Origin of the sequence: Shewanella sp. SM71, assembly GCF_025653905.1 — a bacterium.
Taxonomy (GTDB): domain Bacteria; phylum Pseudomonadota; class Gammaproteobacteria; order Enterobacterales; family Shewanellaceae; genus Shewanella; species Shewanella oncorhynchi.
Genome location: NZ_JAKKRW010000012.1, coordinates 60231 through 80538 on the forward strand (window position 1 = coordinate 60231; position 20308 = coordinate 80538).

The following is a 20308-nucleotide window of genomic DNA, read 5'->3' on the forward strand; positions in this document are numbered from 1 at the left end:
ACCCATAACGGCCATGAAGGCCATAAAACTAAAGCAAATGGAGTATACAAAATGAAAGCAGTGATCGCACCTGTAAAAAATGTTCTGACAGCCCAAGACGCCTTCGACAACCTTTGTACCCGAGGCATAGGTGTACCAGGTCTCGGTTTGTACCACGGCCCAAGTGGCTTTGGTAAAACAACTGCAACCACTTATTTGTTTAACCAAGTGAACGGTATCTATGTTCGAGCCATGGCCACAGACAGTGCCAGTACGCTAATGAACCGCATTGTCGGCGAACTCGGATCGAGCGGCATGTGGCGCATTAATAAGATGGTCGATTTCACTATTGAGCAAATGAGCATGTACGAACGCCCACTGTTCATCGATGAAGCCGACTACCTCATGTCGGACGTTCGTATGCTTGAAACGGTGCGTGATCTCTACGACAACACCGAAGTCCCTGTGATCCTCATTGGTATGGACCAAATCGCCCGCCGTATCAGTACACGCAAACAGTTCTTTAACCGTATTTCAGAGTGGGTTGAGTTTCGACCAGCCGACTTAGATGACGTCATGGTGATGGCCGATTCCCTCTTAGACAACGACATCAAAGTCGAACCAGAACTCCTAGATGAACTGCGTAAAGCCAGCAGTGGTGAGGCTCGTCGCATTGTCATTGGCCTTAATCAAATCGAACGTCTCGCCAAAATGAACGAGCTTGATTACGTCACAGCAGAACACTGGGGTGCACAGCCATTCCATGGTGTTCGACGTCCAAGCCTTGTGGGTTAAGCGTCATGGCACAAGTCAAACGCTCAACCCCGTTAAGGAATAGCGCATGGTTGTTTATGTGCTGTTGTCGCAATCGAAAAGTCAGCTTTAGTGCTGAACAAGTTGCCGATGCATCGGGAATGCCCAAGTGCCTCGCGAATCGCTTTTTGCGTGATTTGTATCGAGAAGGGCGCTTAACACTCGAATGGAAAGGGCGTACAGGGCTGACCAATCGCTACTGGTTAAACGATGACAGCCCGTTAAAGCGCCAGTCTCAGTTCGCCAAGATTAAAGCGAATCAGCGGATCTGGAACAGCTGCCGCATCATGCGCAATTTCTCGATTGAAGAAATCATGGTCACAGCTAGGGTGGCGCGCTCAACGGTAAAGCGTTACCTCAATGCCCTACAACGGGCAGGCTTGATCCGCATCAGAGCTATCGAAGAGGAAATGATCATTTATCACCTCAACGTTGACTGTGGCGCTTTAGCACCAGAGCTAATCGATGACGGTATTTATGCACCAACCAAATCGAAGTTTTATCCCTATAGGGAGGCGCTATGAACAAGGAAAAATGGTTCCAAGTGCTTGAGTTAAAAGTCAGCGAGAGCAGCCAAGCGCAGATTGCCAGAGAGCTAGGTGTCAGTCCGACCATGCTTAATCAGGTCCTGCTGAACAAATACAAAGGCAATATCGACACCATTAAAAATCGTGTCGAAGGGCGCTACTTACGTCACCACGTACAGTGCCCCGTTGCAGGACAAATCAGCGTTGATACCTGCAAAGACAATCAAGAACGGCCTTTTAGCTCTACCAACCCACAACGCGTCCGGCTCTATCGCGCCTGTCGCGGTGGCTGCCCACATTCGCAGTTAAAGCAGTCGGCAGTAACACAGAGGATCGATGTTCAATCAGCGACAGACAGTCGTTACAACGTAGAGGAACAGCTCGCGTTCTGTCGCCGACTCGCCCAGGGCGATCAACTACAGCATATCGAACTACTCGAAAGGGAGTTGCAAAAGGTGGCTAACCGCCTAAATAGCGCCCTTTGGGATAACAAATGGAAAGGTAAATAACATGCAAACAAAAGCTATCAATGTGATTGCCGCCTTAAGGCTTCGTGGGATGAAGGTCGTTAGCCAGCATCGCGGTGTTATCCAAATTGACGTTCCAAGCCGTGATTTTAAACGCATGGCAGTTGAGATTATCGAGAATATAAAAGGCATTCGTCGCCGTTGTATGGCGGTGCAATTTCATGGCGTGACAGTGCGCTGGAATGAGGACAAATAAGATGAACACACAAGAACAAACCCACAACCAAGCTGCTATTCCGCAGGGCTACCGCAAAAACGCGGTAGGCGATTTGGTGCATGAAGATCGTATCAAGCCCGTGGACAAACTGCGCGACGAAGTAGTGCTGGCTATTGTCGGTTCTGCCAAGGAACTGCGAGAACAGATGCTTAATTTCAAACTGATGACGATGGTGCAAATTGATGGCTTTGCCGAACTATCGGCTAGTGAATATGGCGTTAAGGTCGGTGGCAGCAAGGGCAATATTTTGCTTACTAGCTTTGATGGCAAGTACCAAGTGCGCCGTGCCGTGGGTGAACACCGCGTATTTGATGAACGCATTCAAACCGCTAAAACCTTGATTGATGACTGCATTAAAAGCTGGAGCGGTGGCGCGGATACCCGCCTGATGGCGATGGTTGAGCATGCCTTTCGGGTAAACCAGCAAGGCCGAATCGACGTTAACCAAGTGCTCAGTCTGCGCCAGCTGGATATCGACGATGCCAACTGGAAACGGGCCATGGACGCCATAGCCGACGCGATTCAAATCACAGGCACTAGTCAGTACCTGCGTTTATATGAGCGTCAGCCTAATGGCAAATATACCCAACTACCACTGGATATCAGCACCCTTTAGGGGGAGCAAGGAGCACATCATGACACTCAGTACACAATCGGGCATTCAACACCTATTCGATGACAACCAAGCCGCACTCGATCGGGTGGCGTTTCAATTACGCCAAGCGACCTTACTTGAAGCTAGCTTTGACAATCTGCGCAGCGAGCTCAGTGGCCTAGCTGCTGAAAGGCCGCATTACTGCTTGATGATGTGCGCCGCGCTGCTCAATGCGCTCAAGGAGTTAAGCCAAGAGTTTGCAGGCGAACGCCGCGCTGTGATCGCCTTTTTTATGGAGAAGTCACTCAATAATTTAGAACTGCTAGAGCCAAAGCCAGTAATGCGTTAACCCTGCGAAACCCGCTCCATAGCTTGGAGCGAGGTCTGTCTAATGTAGTGATTAGGCACTGATGAGCAGCTAACCAAAGAGTAAAGATGAATGACACCCTATGCTAAACGCTTACTCAAATATGCCATTGCGAACTGCCCAGTTAGGCCCGTTCGTAAGGGGAAAACTAAGGCAGAACTGCTCGCCGATCGTGAGCTTTGGGCTCTTAACTTTTTAAATGCAGCAACACCGAATTGGCAGCAGCTTAAGAGTCAGCCTACCGCCATCAAGATAGTATCCAGTGCGACAACCGATGAGGATGACGAATGTTAGAAACTAATCAAAAAGCCCCTGTGCAAATTAATGCGCAGGCGCACCCAGTCGCTCAACACAAGAAGCGCCTGATCACTTTAATCAATGTGGCTAAGGGAGCATTGCAGCTCGATGAAGCCATCTACCGCGCCATGCTGAAAAATGTCACGGGTAAAGATTCCTTGCGGGCAATGAACTTGCCAGAGCTTGAACAGGCGCTAGAAGTGTTTAAACAAAAGGGCTTTAAACCTACTGTAACCAACAATAAAACAGCGGTTAAACGTCGTTTAAGTCCTGTTGCGGGTAAAAGCAAATTAGCCAGCATAGATAAAATACGTGCTATTTGGATCACCATGGGCCATCACTTAGTGATCCAGGATAACAGTGAATCGGCGCTTGATGCCTATGTGCGTCGCATGACGCTACGCAGCCGCATTACTAATAACCAAACCCAAGGCGTGGACGCCACCCCATGGATGACAGAACAGCAAGCCTACAAGGTATTAGAAAGCCTTAAAAACTGGCACAAGCGGGTGTTGATTGAGCGCATTACCGTCCGTGGTGAGCGGCTAAAGATGAATGAAGCAGGTACACGCCCCGCAAACTATGAAGTGATCGTCGCGCAATACGAGAGGCATGACCATGAGTAAGAACACTCTAAACGCGGTTAGTATTCCCGAAAATCAGTTGGATTTATTGTCCACCAGCGCCGCCGAGCTGGAACAAGCCCTCGAAACCTTAGCCACACTTAAGCCCGATGAGCGTGAGGACTTTATACGTCGCTGGCCCTCAACCCTGCAAAGCTTGTGTGATGTGATGCGCCAAACGCTAAAACAATATGATATTGATAACGCGGATAATGTCAGTGAAGCCTTAGCCACTAGCCTAAGCGCCTACCTAGGTGGGCGTGATATCTACATCCCCAATGGTGAACGCCTCAAGGATGCGCTGCGGGATATCCGCATTTGGCGCGAGTTTAAGGGCAATAACCTAGAGCAGTTAAGCCGTGACTATGGCCTCACTGAGCGCCGGATCAGCCAGATAGTGGCAGAGCAAAGGGCGGCATTTGTGGCAAGGAAGCAAAGGAGGTTGTTTTGAGTATAATTTAAAGCTATTCTCTGTTCTCAATGCAAAAATATGTATAATACAAAATGTTACGGTATTTTTGATTTATTAATTGACTATGCAATCGGAACTCAAGACCTTGAAGCAGGACATAAATGTTGAAGAACTAACTATCAGTATTCCATCTGTTCGGGACACTGACGAAGCATTTTATGTTCTATGGAGAAGGTTGTTCGGGCGTGAGTTACTAAAAGACCGATTTTATAACATCTTTATTGTGTTCGATAAATGCAATTATGCAGGCGTAAACCTCACTGCGCTGATAGGTGCTTATATTCAATATCTAGTTGAAAACTATGATTGTAAGATCAAAGTTGAAACAAATAGCATGAATGATCAAGTTCACTTGAAGCTTCGGAACATGGAATTGTTACATTCCCTTGATAAGTTCGGGTTTAGATCAGTTTCTAATGATATCATTCCATACCGGAAGTTTGACAGCATTGTGCATTCAGAGCGGGATGTTCTTCGATACTTAGAAGCTGATTGGCTTAGTAGAAACCGATTAAATCTGTCGTTAGAAGTAAAAGCTTCAGTTTTGAGCTCTATGTGGGAAATTTTTGCAAATGCATTTGAGCATAGCCATTCCCGTACTGTACATTGCTGTGGTTCTTATGATAACAAAGAAAAGACGCTATCCTTGCTTGTAGGCGATACGGGGCAAGGTATTGTAGTTAGTATCTGTCAGTTTTTGCGTCAGACGTTAGAGGCTAAAGTTGCTTTATCTTGGGCATTAGTCAGAGGAAATTCGACTTATACTGCAAATTTGAAGGATAGTGGTACAACTCAACCTAGGGGGTTGGGATTGCATTTACTTACTCAGTTTGTAGACATAAACGAAGGCGTTATGGAGATATATACTGATAACGTGTTTTATAGGCGTGAAAATAAACTTGATATATACGAACCTGCGCCGATTAATGTTCATGGAAGTTGGGTTAGGATCACCCTTCGATGTAAAAGAGATGTGTTGTACTGTTTTAAAGATGAGCAAGTGCCGGATTATTTTTAGTTATAGTAGGAGCGGGCATGGATATTTTAGTTGCTGATGTTATTGGGAAGACGGCAATCTCAAGAGAGAGTGGTAAGAAAGTTAAAGATGTAATTGATACTGTAGTTTCTAGTGATGAGCACATTTGCCTTAATTTTGAAGGTATTAGTATTTATGCTTCACCATTTTTCAACGAAGCAGTGGCTACTTATTTAGGTGATATGGACGTTAAAAAAATGAAAGAAAAATTTTCTTTTATTAACTTGACTGACGTAGGTCGCAGGCTTCTAAATCAAGTTATACATAATGCGATTGAGTTTTATGCAAAATCTGAAGCTGAGCAACAGAAAGTCCAAGCAGGAATTGAGTCTGGATTGGAGTAGCACTTGTGCAAAAATTAGTTTTCAAGCTAGAAAGTGATAATTTCCCTGTAAAACAAAAGGTATTCTTAGATACAAACGTCATTTATTGGAATACCTATGCAAGTTCTCGAGTTTTCCCCAGCAGCTTAAAACCTGCACCATATCAACTAAATGATTATTCATCGTTATTAGCAAAGTTAATAGAAAATGAGAATACCTTATATTTCTCCCAATATTCTATTCCTGAGCTAGTCCATATTGTTGCGGGTGTTGAATCAACGTTAGATGCGTGTGGTTCTAGACATTTAAGAAAAAAATGGTTAAGAGAAAAAGGTAGAGAAATAGTTGCTGGAGAAATACATAGCGTTATTGCTGCACTTCAATCATGGGCAACACCTTTAACTCCTAGCTTGCCATATACGTGTGAAAAGTATATTGAAAGATATGCGCAAGTTTACCTCGACGGATATGATTTATTCCTTGAAAAGGAATTAACAGAGAATGAAATAACATTGGTTTTGACTGATGATGCAGACTTTTTTAGTGTAGATGGACTTAATTTGGTTACAGCTAATAAAACAATTCGCGCTAGTTAGTTTCCTTACAATCCCGAAACCTTTCCAATCCGCTCTAAACCCTTAAGCCGAGACAATGAACCTATGTTCACTGTCTCGGTTTTTTTATGGCCTTTGTCACCCACAACTCTCGTAAATGCAAGGTTCGCAGCGGCGTTAACAGTATGCCGATTGCGAATGCGCAGCCCAAACGCATACAAAACCGAGTCTATCGCCAGTGCGCTAAGGACGGTTTTAATGCCCGCATCAAGGCGGAGTTAGCAGGCGATGTGCCCGCCACCGTACCCTTGTACAGCCACAGTCTCACCCGTCAAAGCTACTTTGAACAAGGCTGGCATGCCGTCACTCACCTCCATGTTTTAAAAGCCCGCGATCAACGCAAGGCACAAGCTATGGCGGTGCCTAATGAACAGTAAACTCAAGGCGATTTTACTGGCCGCTGGCTTAAGTTCGGCGGCCATCACTGGCGCACAGCTTACCGATAAATGGGAAGGCAATAGTCTGAGCGTCTATGTCGATGCGGTGGGCGTGCTGACCGCCTGCCGTGGCCATACGAGCAAAGACTTAAAGCTTGATCAAACCTTCACCGAGCAGCAATGCATGGAGATCTTTGCCAAGGATATCGCCAAGGAAGATAAGCAGCTGCTCAGCCTCACCGCGCCCGTAACGCTCACCCACAGCGAGCACGCCGCCTATTTATCGTTTTTGCACTGGGCGGGATACGGCAACTTTGCCAGCTCAACCCTGCGTAAAAAGCTGTTAGCGGGCGACAGAGTGGGCGCGTGCAAAGAGCTAACCCAAGCCTGTTCAACCAATAAGCAAACGGGTGAGCGCGTCTGTAATGGCTGGACGTATGGCACCGACCTATTCGGTAACAAGGTGCGCCTAAATGGCCTCATCAAGCGCCGTGCCGAAGAGCAAGCCATTTGCCTAAGCGAACTGGGCCTCTCGCAATCAAAGGGAGGCACGCAATGAATCCCTCACAAATCATTAGCACTGTGCAGTGGCTATTTTTGTCACTGGCATTAGTCACCATTGGGCTGATGTACCACCAACAGCAGAGCACTAAGAGCCAGCTCACCCAAGCGTTAACTGACAATGCTGCCCTAAAACAGAGTGCAGACACGCTAGCGGTATGGCTACAAGACGCCAACGTTGAACGCATTGCCCTAAAAGACGAAGGCGAAACCCTTGCCCTACAGGTGCAAACCGTTGAGCAGCAAAAGGCCGCGTTAGCTACCCGTAATCAAGACCTTAACCACCAACTGACCCAGCTACTTGAGGACGCCCAGGATGAACAAACACAAACATGGCGTGTGGCTAGTGTGCCTAACGATGTTGTGCGCGTGTACGACAACGCCGCCCGCTGTGCGTTACGTGCCCATTTACAAGACCCAATATGTGTTGCCGCCCGAAGTACTGATGCGCGAGTGCAAAGTCACTCAGGTTCCACTACAGGTATTGCAGTGCTTGCAAACCCAGAAGGAACAGTGCCTATCCAACCCAAAGTCAGCGGGGCTAATGCTCTCGCTACTCACTGACCTTGGGCAATGCAATCTCGACTGGCAAGCCCTGCACGATTGGCGTCAACGCCATCAAACAGACCAAACAAAATAAGACAAATATTAGGGATAGGCATGGACGAAACCGATTGGGCTAGCAATATGGAAACCCGCGAGCGAGCTGCCTGCGTTGATGCAGTAAGGGATGCCGCCAAGCACAAACAGCATCGCCAAGGCAATGGCATCTGTATTGATTGCTTAGAGCCAAATGAGCCACAGCGGCTTAACGAGTTGCGCTGTATCAGTTGCCAAGAAGATGAAGATAAGCGCCAGAAGATGCGCTATGGGAAGCGTTTATGATCGAATCGCTATTTGAATATTTCGGTAAGTATTGGGGCTTCATTGGCAGCGTCATTAGCGTTTTCTGTGCACTGCTGATGGCGTGGTTTAGCACGCGATTTACCCCACGGATTGAGCATGAAAAAGTGATCCAAAAGGTGGCTGAAATCGACAAGCGCCTTAGCGAAACTGAAATGCAATTGGAGTACATGCCGACCCGTGACGAACTGCATGCGCTCGATAAAACCCTCACAGGTTTAGGTGAGCGTTTTGGCGCAATGGAACAAGGCATTAGGCGCTTAGAAACCAAGACCGACATGCTTCTCGAAAACGAACTGAAAGGAGGCCACCAATAATGGCGATGCAGCAAATTATCAATGAGCACCAACGCCTTGTGGTGCTTCGATTACTGACAGAGGCGGGAGCCTTCGCACTCAATGAGTCCATCTTACAAGATGGCTTAAATGCCTATGGCCTCGATATTAGCCGCGACTCTTTAAAGGTGCAGCTCGCTTGGCTTAACGAGCAAGGGCTGATTAAAACCGAGTTAGTTGGCAAAGTGACCACGGCCACCCTAACAGGTCGCGGCCAAGATGTAGCCACAGGTCGCGCAACGGTACCAGGCGTTAAGCGTCCACGGGCGGGAGAGTAGCCATGGCCGTTAAACCGTTATCCGCTGGACAAAAGAACGTGCTTTATCACTTAGCTCTCGCTTTTGTTACCGCTGATGTAGAAAACCAAGTCATTAAACCAATGATGGAAAAAGAAGGTAAGCGGTATATCGAAGGTGAGTTCCGCAAGATGTATTTCGCCAAAGTGCCCCAAGTTGCACAGGCCGAAAGAGCTTTGCAAAAAGCCATGGCTCAAGCGCAGAAGGACATTGCTGCTTCGATAAAGTCTTCTAAAGGAGCTTACAATGGCGAGTGAAACCCGAGGCCGACGCTCTAAAGTCGATTTGCTGCCTGATCCTATCCGCAAAAAACTCGATGCGGGGCTGCGTAATGGCTCGATTCAGCAGATTGATTTACTTGATGAAATCAATGCGCTGATTAAAGCCGCAGGGCTACCAGAAGAACAGCAGCTTTCCCGCGCAGGCATCAACCGCTATGCCACCAAGATGGAGGCTGTGGGTAAATCCCTGCGCGAAATGCGTGAGATCACCCAAGTGTGGACGGCAGAACTGGGTGATAAACCCACAGGTGAAGTCACTAAACTCATCCTCGAAATGGCGCGTTCGCAGCTGTTTAAAGCCCTATTAAACCAAGATGAAACGGGCGAAGGTGCCGACGTTGGCATGATTAAAGACGCCATGTTAGCGGTGCAGCGTTTGGAGTCTGCTGCAATCGCCAGCCATAAGCGCGAGAAAGAGATCCGCACTGCGTTCGCGGCCGAAGCGGCTAATGCCGCCGAGAAGGTAGCTAAAACTGCAGGTTTAACCAGTGATGCTGTGGCCTTGCTTAAGCGCGAAATATTGGGGATTGCCTGATGACCATTAAAAAAAAGGTGTTAGCGGCCGTGACTGCGGTAGCGCTAGCCATCACGCCAACAGCAAGCAGCTTTGATCCCACGTATGAGGCAAGTTGCCTAAGTCGCTTTGATCCAAAAGAGGTGCTGCTCGGTTATCAGAAACGCTGGATAGCCGACGAGTCACCGCTGAAAATTGCCGAAAAGTCGCGCCGAACTGGACTCACTTGGGCCGAGGCTGCCGATGCTTCTCTTACCGCTGGCGCTGCCCGTGGCCAAGGGGGGACTAACCATTTTTATGTGGGCAGTAACAAAGAAATGGCACGGGAATTTATCGACGCTGCGGCCATGTGGGCCAAAGTATTTGATAAAGCCGCAGGCGAAATCCAAGAAGAAGTGTTTGTTGATGAAGGCCAAGACGGCAAAGAGATCCTGACCTTTGCCATTTACTTTGCCTCAGGTTTTAAGGTGCAAGCGCTATCGAGTAATCCCTCAAACCTGCGTGGTATGCAAGGCAATGTGACCATAGACGAAGCAGCGTTCCACGAACGCTTGGCCGAAGTGCTAAAAGCGGCATTGGCGCTGACCATGTGGGGCGCGAAGGTACGCTTGATCTCCACCCATAATGGCATTGATAACCAGTTCAATGAGCTGATTAATGATTCCCGTGCGGGTAAAAAAGATTACTCCATTCACCGCGTCACCTTAGATGATGCCTGTAATGAGGGGCTGTATAAGCGTATTTGCCAAGTGCGCGGCATCGAATGGAGCCAAGCGGCCGAGGATGACTGGAAAGCAAAATTACTCAAAGCCACTGCTACCGAAGAGGATGCGTTAGAAGAATACTTCTGCGTCCCTAAATCGGGCGGTGGCGCCTATCTTAACCGCGCGTTAATCGAAGCCCGCATGGCCAGCGTGACAGATAGCGGCCCCGTTGTTCGCCTTAAAAAAGACGACGCTTTTGGACAATGGCCAGAGGGGTTACGGGCGGCGGAGATCCTTAAGTGGTGTGAGGATGAACTGAAGCCGGTTCTCGATAGCTTAGACCCTGCACGCCCCCATTGTTTTGGTGAAGACTTTGCCCGTAGTGGTGACTTAACCGTGATTGACGTAGGTGAAATAGCCCAAGATCTCCACATTAAAACCAAGTTACAGGTTGAGCTTAAAAACATTCCCTTTCGCCAGCAAGAGCAGATCCTGTTTTACATTGTGGACCGCTTGCCACGGCTGAGGGGCGGCGCGATGGATGCACGCGGTAATGGTCAAGCGTTAGCGGAGTACGCCCAGGATAAATACGGCAGTGAAGTGATCGCCTGCGTGATGCTGTCTGAGCCCTTTTACCGCGAGCAAATGCCACGTTTTAAAAGTCACTTTGAAGATGGGCTTATCACTATTCCAAGGGACGATGACACCAGTACTGATCTGCGGGCCTTGAGCATTAACCGTCGAGGTACGCCATGCCTTGGCGATGTGCGAACAGGTCAAGAAAAAGAACGCCACGGTGATGCCGCAATCAGCCTGTTCTTGATGGTATACGCCTCCACCTTAGACGGTGCACCCATAGAGTTCACCCCCATTCCTAGGAGTGATCACCGTAATCCGAATGCCCATGCAAATGCAAATGCCCATGAGGATGATGATCATCAAACGCAGCGAGGTTGCTGGTAATGCAAGAAAAAACAACTGAATCACGTATTTTGGACGCCAGTGGTCGGCCGTTTAAGCAGCGTGAAGCCAAAGCGCTGCAGACCGACGATGTGCGTTTAATTGGTCTGCAACGCACCTTTAGCCAGCACCCCAGTAGTGGCTTAACGCCCGCCAGTGCAGCCAATATTTTGCAGGCCGCCGAGCAAGGCGATCTCATTGCCCAATGTGAACTGGCCGAAGATATCGAAGAGAAAGACGGCCACCTATATGCCGAGTTAGACAAGCGCAAACGGGCGCTGATCGGCGTGGATTACTATTTAATACCGCCCCGTAACCCGACGCCACAGGAAAAGGCCGACACTGAATATCTGCAAGAAATGCTCGAAGAAGGTAACTGGATAAAGGCGCTCATTAAGTCAATGAGCGATGCTATTCTCAAGGGCTTTAGCATGCACGAGTTAGCCTGGACGCGAGAGCTAGGGGAATGGTTTATTGAAGTGCCAGAGTATCGCGATCCGTCTTGGTTTATGACTCACCCTGAGCGGCGTAACGAACTGCGGCTGCGTGATGCCACGGTCAATGGCGCTGAGCTGTGGCCCTTTGGTTGGATCAAACATATTCATCCAGCCAAGTCGGGCTATGTTAGCCGCAGTGGTTTAGTGCGGCAGTTAATCTGGCCGTTCATTTTTAAAAACTACAGTGTGCGCGACTTAGCCGAGTTCCTTGAGATCTACGGTTTGCCGCTGCGTATTGGTCAGTATCCAGCGGGTGCCAGCGATGAGGAAAAGCGCGCCCTGTTAAATGCAGTGATGAGCATTGGCCATAACGCGGGTGGCATTATGCCCAAGGGCATGGTGATGGATTTTGAGAGTGCCGCCACAGGCCAAGCCGATCCCTTTGATTTGATGATTAGCTGGGCTGAAAAGACCATGAGCAAGGTGATTTTAGGCGGCACCTTGACCAGCCAAGCCGATGGTAAAAGCTCAACCAATGCGCTCGGTAACGTGCATAACGAAGTGCGCCAAGAGCTGCGTGATGCTGACCTTACCCTGATTGCCGAAACCTTAACCCGCGACTTAGTGGCCCCTTTATATGCCCTCAACTGCAAGAGTTATCAAAGCCATCGTCGTCATCCACGTTTAGTCTTTGATACCACAGAAGCCGAAGACTTACGGGCCTTAGCGTATCCGCTGCGTGCGTTCGTCAGCATGGGCATGCAGATCCCACAAAACTGGCTGCATGAAAAGACCCGTATCCCTAAGCCCGCTAATGGTGAAGCCGTGCTGGTGATCCAGCAAGAAGACCCCAATGCCAGCGCTGCTAACCAGACGGCCTTGGCTGCGCTCTCTGCGCAAGAGGGGGCCGCTAAGCAGTCAGATGCCCCGTTGAGTGAACCGAGCCAAACCGCCTTAGATAAAGCCTTGGATGCACTCACTCAAGGGCAAATGAGCGAAGCCTATATGGCGATGGTAGAGCCATTACTGGCACAACTGCAGAGCGAGCCGGAGCAGCTGCGGGCGCAACTGGAACAGGACTATCCCGCCATGGATACCGAGCAGCTTACCGAAACCTTAGCGCGGTTAATGTTTGTGGCCGAACTGTGGGGCATGGCCAATGCCTAAACCAAGAGTGCCTAAAACCGTTGATTTAAGCATTGTCATTAACCAAGCCCCCGCCGATGCGGTGGCTTATTTTCGTGCCAAAGGCTTTGCCATCAGTGACGATTGGCAAGACGTGTGGACCCGCGCCCACGCCCGTGCCTTTACGGTGGCCAAGGCGGCACAGATGGATGTGCTCACGGCGATCCGTAATCAAGTGGATGCAGCCCTAAGCCAAGGGTTAACCGCTAAGCAGTTTCAGGCAAACCTTAAACCTCAACTCGAAAAGCTCGGATGGTGGGGTAAAAAGGAAGTCGATGGCCGCGAGGTACAGCTGGGGAGTCCCTACCGCTTAAACACTATCTATCGTCAAAACCTGCAAACCGCTTACATGGCTGGGCGCTATCGGCGCATGTTATCGCGTACTAAAACCCACCCCTATTGGCAGTATGTGGCGATAGATGACGGCCAAACGCGGCCAGCCCATGCGCGGCTTAGGGGTAAAGTGTTCCGCTTTGACGATCCAATATGGGACATCATTTATCCTCCCAATGGCTGGGGCTGTCGTTGCCGCGTTCGGGCGCTCACCGAGGCGCAAGTGAAGGCGATGGGGATCACTGTGGAAAATGGCGAAGGTTATATCCAGCGCTTTGACACTGAGACAGTCGCGCGCGGAACGGGTGAAGTGTTAACCGTGCCCCATGCGCGTATCGATCTGCCCGATGGCAGCAGCATGAGCCCCGATTTAGGCTGGGCCTATAGTCCAGGCGAAGCCGCCTTTGGTACCGACGTGGCCGTTGCTAAAAAGCTGGGCACTATTCAATCCCTCGATACCCGCGCGCAGTTTATTCAAGCACTCAATAATAGCCCACTGCGCCACGCCCAGTTTGCCCAATGGACGGATGAAGTACTTGCCGCCAATCCAGGGCAGAAACGAAGACCAGGCTTAGGCGTACAGGCTTTAGGTTTTATGACGCCCTCGATTCAAACCGCAGTGACAGTGCGTTTAGGGCGAGAGCCCAGCGCCTTACTTGCGATAAGGGCGCGTGAGCTGACAGCAAAAAGCGGGCTTCAATCTAGTGTGGTAAAGCGATTACCTTTGATGTTGACAACACCTGAGGCAGTAATATGGGACAGCGAAAATCAACACTTGCTGTATGTGTATGCAGCTGTTGATGGCATCGAGGGCAATGGCAGCAAGAATAAAGTAATCATCAATAGCGCATGGCAGCTAACGCACCAGCCTAATGAGGGTGAAGTGCAACTACTGACATTATCGCTAACACAATTACAGCAAGCCCAATACCAAGTGCTTGAAGGTCAGTTAAAAGGGTAGGGATGCACTATGAATAAAGTGGATATTCAGTTTACCAACGGCACTGTATTGCAGGTGCTTGATAGCTTGCTGATTAAGCTCGATGACTTAAGCGAACCCATGAACGATATTGCCGCTGTGCTAGAGTCCGCCACCGAATCAGCCTTTGAAGCAGAGGCCGATCCCGTAACAGGTCAAGCCTGGGCATCTTTAAGTGATGCCTACCTTAAGGCCAACCCTAAACGCCAGGGCGGTAAGATATTACAAGCCAGTGCTGGCGGGCTAGCTGCCAGCGTAGCTGCCGACAGCGGCGACTTTTGGGCGGCCATTGGTAGCAATAAAATCTATGCCGCCATTCATCAGTTCGGCGGCACCGATGATATGCCCGCAGGCCCAGCGGGTATTCCAGCACGCCCATATCTAGGTGTGAGCACTGAGGATGAGCAATCTATATTAGGGATTTTGGGAGGATATTTATTATAAAGTTAAGATTTGTCAGTGTTTGAAACTTTAGCCACATCCATGTATTCAGCTAAAAGAGAAGCAATTGTAGTGATTCTGTCTTGAGTTATTTCATCTGGATAAATTCGGCTTATTATTTGCAGCATATCGTAAGAATCAAACATATAAGCCCTTGCAAACTCTTCACTTTCATTAATTGAATAGTATTTAAGTGCCAAGTCAGAAATGAGTATCGTCTCACGCCTTAATCTATTTAAATGGCTTGTTACATCTTCGTTTTTTGTTACAGCAAGTGCAAATTTAGGGTAGTAATGGGGATCAACATGTAACAGTGTATTATTTAGAAATGAATGATATGTATCATTAAGCATTTGAGTCGATTGGGGGCTTGTTTGGACTGATTTCACTGGGAACGGTTGACCAATAATCACTTCATATTTTTTTTGAGAAAGGTCTAATAGTCTTGTCAATTCGTTTAGCTTTGCTTCATTTTTGATGTGATTGACTTGTTCTTCCATTGCTTTACGACTGAGAGCCGTTTCTTCTTTGGTTTCAGCAAGTTCTTGGCGAGTTAGAGCAAGTTCCTGTCGTGAAAGAGCCAGTTCATCCATCTGGTACTTTAATGACCAGACTAGAAGGCTAACAGTAGCAAAACCAAGGATTGGGTTTAGCACGCCACCAAAGTAATCCCCAAAGGCACCAAAGTCACCTTTATCCCCGATACCCCCGCGGAAGTTTAAAAAGTAAAAAGCAAGCAAACAGCCTGCAACAATGGCCAGTAAAATAATGAGCCATTTAAAAGATTTTTCAGCTCGAGGAGTTTGTGCCTGCTTGGCTTGGAGTTGCTTAGGGGGATTGGTGGTCATACGCCGTCCTTGGAGGTCAAAGTAATGACAGTATTCTAAGGTGACAAGCTCCGAAGCGTAAAGCTTTCAAACGCGATTTAAGCGCTTTAACTCTCAACTTGGTGTAACGGCTTATCGCTAAACCACTTAAACGCTTTACAAAGGATTTAAACGGGTTTTAAAGTAGGGTATGATTGGTCTGCTCGTTTTTATTGAACATAACTAAGATAAAAAATACTGCATCGCAATCATTTTTGTTGTTTAACATTTAAAAAATGATGTGATTTATAAAAGTAAAGTGAATTATGACTTTGGAGCTAGGGATGGATGAAGTTAAAAGAAATATAATTATTAACTCTTTAGAAAAAAGAGTGTCATGGGGTGTTTTTAGAGTTTTAGGTACTAATGCCAAGCTCGATTTTGCTAGAGGGCTTGCCGCTACAGCTAATAAATGGCGTGAGTACGAGATGAATGATATTGTTAGGGACTCTTTTTTAAAATTAGATGAGTTCTACAAAAACCACTTCTTGTACTTTAATAAAACGGTATCTGTAGATGAAGTAGATCATAAGGCCTTCCTTTTCATATATAGGAATGCAACCATGGTAAAACCATCAATTGATGCTGTTGCAATAAATTATCCTTACATTGATGAAAGTACTGACTTACTGTTGAGTGAACTTCCTTGTTTAACACATGTTTCAGAAGATGCTGATGGTATTAACTTTGTATATGCATCTGTAAAAAGCATGGTAGAAACATTTCCAATCAGCGTCTCTAGTTTAAAAAATACTGATGTCTTTGATTCATTGGATGGTGTTTTTGAAATAAGAGCAAAAAGACGAATAACTAGACGTTATTATGATTCAGTCTATTTGAGGAAATCCGATTCTACTATTGAACTAAAATTAGATACTGCAGCTTATTTATCTAAGGACGACACTGATAATTCATTTAATTTACTAAGAGACGTATTTTATAAAGACCTGAGAACAGTAGTTGAGTTAGATGCTAAAAATTTCGCTAGATTAAATTTTTTCACTTTAATCCCTGCAATTTACCATAACCATCAAGATCGTGCATGTGAGCTTGGTTTTTGTGTAGGTGATGTAATTCATCATGAGCGATTGAGATTGGGTCATCATGATCTTAGGCAACAGTTGTTTCATAAAGCCGGAGTTGAGAAGGTTTCTGATATTCAATTATTTAGAATAGCCGTAAAAAAAGTTAATAAAATTGGAAGTGAACAATATAATTCTGAATTATATTTCCCAGGAGTTTCCAGAATGACTGGTGATGCATCACCATATCTAAGTTATGTGGTATTATCAGAGTGCTGTTCTAAAAGTGATTACGATTATTTTATTCAATCGATAAAGGATTGTAAGTCATCATATTTTGGAAGTCATGTGTAGATGTACTTTAGTCAGATAGAAGCATTGATAAAAAATGACTGGAGAGGTGATAACTCTCTAAAAATTGTCTTGCTTGTTTTTGAGTATTTCAAAAAACGTGCGTTAAGAAATGATTATAGCAACATAGGTTTTCATCAGATTTATCATGAAGCAATAAAAAACGGTGTAGTTCAACTAGGATGTGAGGATGAAGTTAAAATAATAATAAACTACCTACTTGATAAACACATTGAATTTTTAAAGGTAAATTATTTTCTTGTGGATGATGGTTTGTGGCACCCATTGAGCGTAGAAGAATTGTTAGATGCTAAATTACATGGTTCAATTGTACATCCAAATACAGGCGAGTTAATTTATGACTATGAGAGTAAGGTTTGCATCTTGTTTTCTCTTAATAGATTTCATCAGTTAGATGTTGAGGTGAAATAGCATGAATGGCCTTGAACAAATGACGTTGGAACAAGTGGAAAATGGTAGCTTAAACCATTGGCTTCCAAATTGTACTTTAGGACTTCAGCGAGATTTATATGGAAGGGATTATGATTCATTCATAAGTTGTATATATGAAACATTAGACTTGATAATAAGTAGAATTGATATGCACCCCCACTTAAGAGCTCGTGACTCAGAAGATAGAACTACATTAGAAATGGTTAATGCATTTCGGTTTACTGGTATTCTTGCCGAGCAAGATGCATATTATAATGGGAATTGTGATTTCTCGATAAATTTTAGAGATAATTTCGTTTGGCTGGGAGAAGCTAAGTTAGATAATAGTAATACACATATTATGGAAGGCTTTAGGCAACTTGTTGATAGGTATGTAACAGGCTCCAAAGTACAGAAAGAAGGTGCATTACTTATATATTGTCGCTTGTCTAATCCCACTGAAGTACTGCAAAAATGGAGAGATTATCTTCTACAAAAGGAGATTGAAGAATCTGAATACAGTATAAGGTTTCTCGAAGACCCGCTAGAAAAAGGTGCACGATACTTCTACACAGTTCATAGACATAAGAGTTCTGGGCAGCTATTCAAAGTTAAGCATTTGACTGTATCACTTCATGATGTTGCTTCTGATAAAAGTGCAAAAACAAGAAAAAATTGTAGCCACAGTTGTCTTAAATGCTGTAAATGAAGTTAAATAAGTCTAATCCCGAAACCTTTCCAATCCGCTAGCGAGCAGAGCGAGATCATCATAGGCACTCCAATGTTATTGAGAGTGCCTTTTTTATGTCTGCAACCAACACCGCTTTGGGTTTTGCCGCCTTAAGCAGCCAGTTAAACGTCAATTCAGAAGCAACCTTTGTGGTTGGTGAAGATGGCTACATTCAGGCGCTGCCTGATGGCCACTTTGCCGCCGTAGATGGTCGCCCTGATGATGTGGCTGGTGGCAAGTGGTTGATGGATAGCGTTGCGTTCGCGGCCCTGCAAGCAAACACCCCCCATAAAGCCGGTGATCTGGTTATTGACTACGAACACCAAACCCTCAACAAAGAGAAGAATGGCCTGCCTGCACCCGCTGCGGGTTGGTTCAACATCGATGACGTGCAATATCGACAAGGGCAGGGCTTGTTTATTAAGCCGCGCTTTACCGATAACGCCATCGCTTACCTCACCGCCAAAGAATACAAGTACTTCAGCCTAGTGTTCGGTTATGACACCAGCACTGGCCGCCCGCAATTTATCCACTCAGCCGCGTTAACTAACCGCCCTGGTGTCGATGGCATGCTGCCACTCGCATCGTTGGCCGCATTGGCTGCTCTTAATACAAGCCTCAATCCACACGAACCTATCCAATCCACCGACACGGAGGAACTCCATGTGAACCCATTACTGAGAAAAATCTTAGCCGCCCTTGGGGTAGATGTGCCCGAGGATGCAACGGCCTTAACGGCAGAGCAAGAGGTCGCGGCGCTATCTGCACTTAATACGCTAACCACGGCAGCAAATAGCGTTGATGGCTTAAAGCAACAGCTTACCGCGCTGAGTGCTACATCGCCCTCGGTTGATCTAAGCCAGTACGTTCCAGCGGCAACTGTCGCTGCCCTGCGCGCGCAACTTGTTGCACTCACTGCTGAAAACGGTGTGCTTACCGTTGAGCAGACCGTGAAGGCGGCGATAGATGAAGGCAAAGCCTTTGAGTGTGAACGTGATTACCTAACCAAGTTAGGCCAGCAATCCATGGCGGCGCTTACAGCCAACCTGGGTGAGCGTGTGGCTATTGCCGCATTAACGGCCAAGCAAACCACCACAGTTCCCGATCCTATCAAGGACAAGGACACCAAACTCGCGGCACTGACTGCCGACCAAATCAAAATGGCCGATTCTTGGGGCATGTCACAAGCTGACTTTGCTAAAGCTATCGCCGCTGATCAGGAGCACAAATAATGGCTGCTATTAACGCCCCAGTATTACAAGCTCTGCGCACTATGGTGCGTAGCGAGTTTCAAAATGCTTTAGCTAAGACTGAGCCACTGTATTTAAAAATTGCCTCAGTCGTGCCAAGCAATACTAAGTCCAATACCTACGGCTGGTTAGGTTCAATGCCGACCATGCGCGAATGGATTGGTGCGCGGGTGATCAACTCCATCAAAGAGCATGGTTATTCAATCACTAACCGTACCTTTGAAACCACGATTGGTATTAGTCGTGATGATGTTGAAGATGACACTTTAGGGATTTACAAACCTATGGTGCAGGCATTGGCGCAGGAAGGTGAAGAGTTTCCCGACGATCTAGTGTTCGAGCTATTAGCCGAAGGCTTTGGCACTTTGTGTTATGACGGGCAGAACTTTTTTGACACTGACCATCCCGTTAACGAGAAGCACGATGGAACGGGTGCTGACGTATCGGTGGCCAACATGGTGGTTGATGGCGCTTATACGGGGGAACCTTGGTTTTTGCTCGATACCACGCGCCCATTAAAGCCACTCATCTTCCAAGAGCGTCGCAAGCTGGATTTAAACACCCTGTTTAATCCAACTGACCCTGCAGTTTGGACCAATAACGAGTTCCAGTTCGGCACCGATATGCGCTGTGAAGCGGGCTTTGGCTTCTGGCAAATGGCCTTCGCCAACAAGCGTACTCTCAATGCCACCAACCTATGGAGTGCTTACAAAGCCATGCAAGCTTTTACCAGCGATGGCGGTAAGAAGCTCAAGATACGCCCCAATTTGTTGGTGATCCCAGCTTCTCTTGAAGACGTCGCACTCAAGTTAATGACCCGTGAGCGCATTGATGAAGGTGGCGTGACCGTGGATAACGAACTGAAAGGCAAGTTCGAGATCCTTGTGGTGCCACAGTTTTAGGTGTTCACCCCTTAAGTTTGAGCAGCGAATCGCAGGCACAAGGATGCGCCCGCACCCCA

The 20308-nt window shown here is 47.0% G+C and carries 30 protein-coding genes and 1 other RNA gene; 30 read left to right on the forward strand and 1 reads right to left on the reverse strand.

The window, feature by feature from the left end; translation table 11 throughout:
• Positions 1–51 precede the first annotated feature (51 nt).
• From L5L97_RS13055 to L5L97_RS13175, 25 genes are all read left to right on the forward strand, one after another.
• The gene (locus L5L97_RS13055; protein WP_012089134.1) at positions 52–774 is read left to right on the forward strand and encodes an AAA family ATPase; all 723 of its coding nucleotides are present in this window, start codon (positions 52–54) and stop codon (positions 772–774) included.
• 5 nt (positions 775–779) lie between these two features.
• The gene (locus tag L5L97_RS13060) at positions 780–1316 is read left to right on the forward strand and encodes a hypothetical protein (protein ID WP_263182282.1); all 537 of its coding nucleotides are present in this window, start codon (positions 780–782) and stop codon (positions 1314–1316) included.
• Positions 1313–1828: a hypothetical protein gene (locus L5L97_RS13065; protein ID WP_006087237.1), complete on the forward strand. Its 516-nt coding sequence runs from the start codon at positions 1313–1315 to the stop codon at positions 1826–1828. The genes L5L97_RS13060 and L5L97_RS13065 overlap by 4 nt, the downstream gene beginning before the upstream one ends.
• Position 1829: 1 nt before the next feature.
• Positions 1830–2042 carry a hypothetical protein gene (locus tag L5L97_RS13070; protein ID WP_063884365.1) on the forward strand — a complete coding sequence of 71 codons (213 nt, stop codon included), beginning with the start codon at positions 1830–1832 and terminating at the stop codon, positions 2040–2042.
• Position 2043: 1 nt separating this feature from the next.
• Positions 2044–2679 carry a DUF3164 family protein gene (locus L5L97_RS13075; RefSeq protein ID WP_076500561.1) on the forward strand — a complete coding sequence of 212 codons (636 nt, stop codon included), beginning with the start codon at positions 2044–2046 and terminating at the stop codon, positions 2677–2679.
• 19 nt (positions 2680–2698) lie between these two features.
• Entirely contained in the window at positions 2699–3007 is a 309-nt protein-coding gene (locus tag L5L97_RS13080; RefSeq protein WP_263182283.1) for a hypothetical protein, read from the forward strand.
• Positions 3008–3009: 2 nt separating this feature from the next.
• An RNA gene (locus L5L97_RS13085) (hammerhead ribozyme type II) lies at positions 3010–3082 on the forward strand.
• A gap of 15 nt (positions 3083–3097) precedes the next feature.
• Positions 3098–3319, forward strand: a complete 222-nt coding sequence (locus L5L97_RS13090) for a hypothetical protein (RefSeq protein WP_263182285.1) — start codon at positions 3098–3100, stop codon at positions 3317–3319.
• Positions 3313–3948: a gp16 family protein gene (locus tag L5L97_RS13095; RefSeq protein ID WP_263182286.1), complete on the forward strand. Its 636-nt coding sequence runs from the start codon at positions 3313–3315 to the stop codon at positions 3946–3948. The genes L5L97_RS13090 and L5L97_RS13095 overlap by 7 nt, the downstream gene beginning before the upstream one ends.
• Positions 3941–4396: a Mor transcription activator family protein gene (locus L5L97_RS13100; RefSeq protein WP_131524994.1), complete on the forward strand. Its 456-nt coding sequence runs from the start codon at positions 3941–3943 to the stop codon at positions 4394–4396. The genes L5L97_RS13095 and L5L97_RS13100 overlap by 8 nt, the downstream gene beginning before the upstream one ends.
• A gap of 85 nt (positions 4397–4481) precedes the next feature.
• Positions 4482–5435, forward strand: coding sequence for a hypothetical protein (locus L5L97_RS13105; RefSeq protein ID WP_263182287.1), 954 nt, complete (start codon positions 4482–4484; stop codon positions 5433–5435).
• A gap of 17 nt (positions 5436–5452) precedes the next feature.
• Positions 5453–5797: an STAS-like domain-containing protein gene (locus L5L97_RS13110; RefSeq protein ID WP_263182288.1), complete on the forward strand. Its 345-nt coding sequence runs from the start codon at positions 5453–5455 to the stop codon at positions 5795–5797.
• A gap of 5 nt (positions 5798–5802) precedes the next feature.
• A complete protein-coding gene (locus tag L5L97_RS13115; protein ID WP_263182290.1) occupies positions 5803–6372 on the forward strand; it encodes a hypothetical protein in 570 nt (189 codons plus the stop codon).
• Between the two features lie 86 nt (positions 6373–6458).
• Positions 6459–6767, forward strand: coding sequence for a hypothetical protein (locus tag L5L97_RS13120; protein ID WP_263182292.1), 309 nt, complete (start codon positions 6459–6461; stop codon positions 6765–6767).
• Positions 6757–7326 (forward strand): lysozyme, encoded by a 570-nt coding sequence (locus L5L97_RS13125; RefSeq protein WP_263182294.1) that lies wholly within the window; start codon positions 6757–6759, stop codon positions 7324–7326. Before L5L97_RS13120 ends, L5L97_RS13125 begins: the two co-directional genes overlap by 11 nt.
• On the forward strand, positions 7323–7892 hold the full coding sequence (locus tag L5L97_RS13130; RefSeq protein WP_263182295.1) for a hypothetical protein: 570 nt from the start codon (positions 7323–7325) through the stop codon (positions 7890–7892). The genes L5L97_RS13125 and L5L97_RS13130 overlap by 4 nt, the downstream gene beginning before the upstream one ends.
• A gap of 96 nt (positions 7893–7988) precedes the next feature.
• On the forward strand, positions 7989–8213 hold the full coding sequence (locus L5L97_RS13135; protein WP_263182297.1) for a hypothetical protein: 225 nt from the start codon (positions 7989–7991) through the stop codon (positions 8211–8213).
• The gene (locus tag L5L97_RS13140; protein ID WP_012197073.1) at positions 8210–8548 is read left to right on the forward strand and encodes a DUF2730 domain-containing protein; all 339 of its coding nucleotides are present in this window, start codon (positions 8210–8212) and stop codon (positions 8546–8548) included. The genes L5L97_RS13135 and L5L97_RS13140 overlap by 4 nt, the downstream gene beginning before the upstream one ends.
• Positions 8548–8844 (forward strand): ArsR family transcriptional regulator, encoded by a 297-nt coding sequence (locus L5L97_RS13145; RefSeq protein WP_263182298.1) that lies wholly within the window; start codon positions 8548–8550, stop codon positions 8842–8844. Before L5L97_RS13140 ends, L5L97_RS13145 begins: the two co-directional genes overlap by 1 nt.
• Before the next feature lie 2 nt (positions 8845–8846).
• Positions 8847–9119: a hypothetical protein gene (locus L5L97_RS13150; RefSeq protein ID WP_263182300.1), complete on the forward strand. Its 273-nt coding sequence runs from the start codon at positions 8847–8849 to the stop codon at positions 9117–9119.
• On the forward strand, positions 9109–9678 hold the full coding sequence (locus tag L5L97_RS13155) for a DUF3486 family protein (RefSeq protein ID WP_263182301.1): 570 nt from the start codon (positions 9109–9111) through the stop codon (positions 9676–9678). Before L5L97_RS13150 ends, L5L97_RS13155 begins: the two co-directional genes overlap by 11 nt.
• A complete protein-coding gene (locus L5L97_RS13160) occupies positions 9678–11324 on the forward strand; it encodes a hypothetical protein (RefSeq protein ID WP_263182302.1) in 1647 nt (548 codons plus the stop codon). Before L5L97_RS13155 ends, L5L97_RS13160 begins: the two co-directional genes overlap by 1 nt.
• A complete protein-coding gene (locus L5L97_RS13165) occupies positions 11324–12925 on the forward strand; it encodes a DUF935 domain-containing protein (protein ID WP_263182303.1) in 1602 nt (533 codons plus the stop codon). Before L5L97_RS13160 ends, L5L97_RS13165 begins: the two co-directional genes overlap by 1 nt.
• Positions 12918–14237, forward strand: coding sequence for a phage minor head protein (locus L5L97_RS13170; protein ID WP_263182304.1), 1320 nt, complete (start codon positions 12918–12920; stop codon positions 14235–14237). Before L5L97_RS13165 ends, L5L97_RS13170 begins: the two co-directional genes overlap by 8 nt.
• A 9-nt stretch (positions 14238–14246) precedes the next feature.
• Positions 14247–14699, forward strand: coding sequence for a phage virion morphogenesis protein (locus L5L97_RS13175; protein WP_263182305.1), 453 nt, complete (start codon positions 14247–14249; stop codon positions 14697–14699).
• A gap of 2 nt (positions 14700–14701) precedes the next feature.
• On the opposite strand, the gene L5L97_RS13180 is transcribed toward L5L97_RS13175, so the two are convergent.
• Positions 14702–15544: a hypothetical protein gene (locus L5L97_RS13180; protein ID WP_263182306.1), complete on the reverse strand. Its 843-nt coding sequence runs from the start codon at positions 15542–15544 to the stop codon at positions 14702–14704.
• A gap of 302 nt (positions 15545–15846) precedes the next feature.
• Here L5L97_RS13180 and L5L97_RS13185 point away from each other — a divergent pair, with 302 nt between their 5' ends.
• The 5 genes from L5L97_RS13185 to L5L97_RS13205 all read left to right on the forward strand — a co-directional run bounded on the left by L5L97_RS13185 (position 15847) and on the right by L5L97_RS13205 (position 20249).
• A complete protein-coding gene (locus L5L97_RS13185; RefSeq protein WP_263182307.1) occupies positions 15847–16938 on the forward strand; it encodes a hypothetical protein in 1092 nt (363 codons plus the stop codon).
• A complete protein-coding gene (locus tag L5L97_RS13190) occupies positions 16939–17367 on the forward strand; it encodes a hypothetical protein (RefSeq protein WP_263182308.1) in 429 nt (142 codons plus the stop codon). It begins immediately after the preceding gene.
• 1 nt (position 17368) lies between these two features.
• Positions 17369–18076: a hypothetical protein gene (locus L5L97_RS13195; protein ID WP_263182309.1), complete on the forward strand. Its 708-nt coding sequence runs from the start codon at positions 17369–17371 to the stop codon at positions 18074–18076.
• Positions 18077–18171: 95 nt separating this feature from the next.
• Entirely contained in the window at positions 18172–19329 is a 1158-nt protein-coding gene (locus L5L97_RS13200) for a phage protease (RefSeq protein WP_263182310.1), read from the forward strand.
• Positions 19329–20249 (forward strand): Mu-like prophage major head subunit gpT family protein, encoded by a 921-nt coding sequence (locus L5L97_RS13205; protein ID WP_263182311.1) that lies wholly within the window; start codon positions 19329–19331, stop codon positions 20247–20249. Before L5L97_RS13200 ends, L5L97_RS13205 begins: the two co-directional genes overlap by 1 nt.
• The last annotated feature ends 59 nt before the right edge of the window (positions 20250–20308 follow it).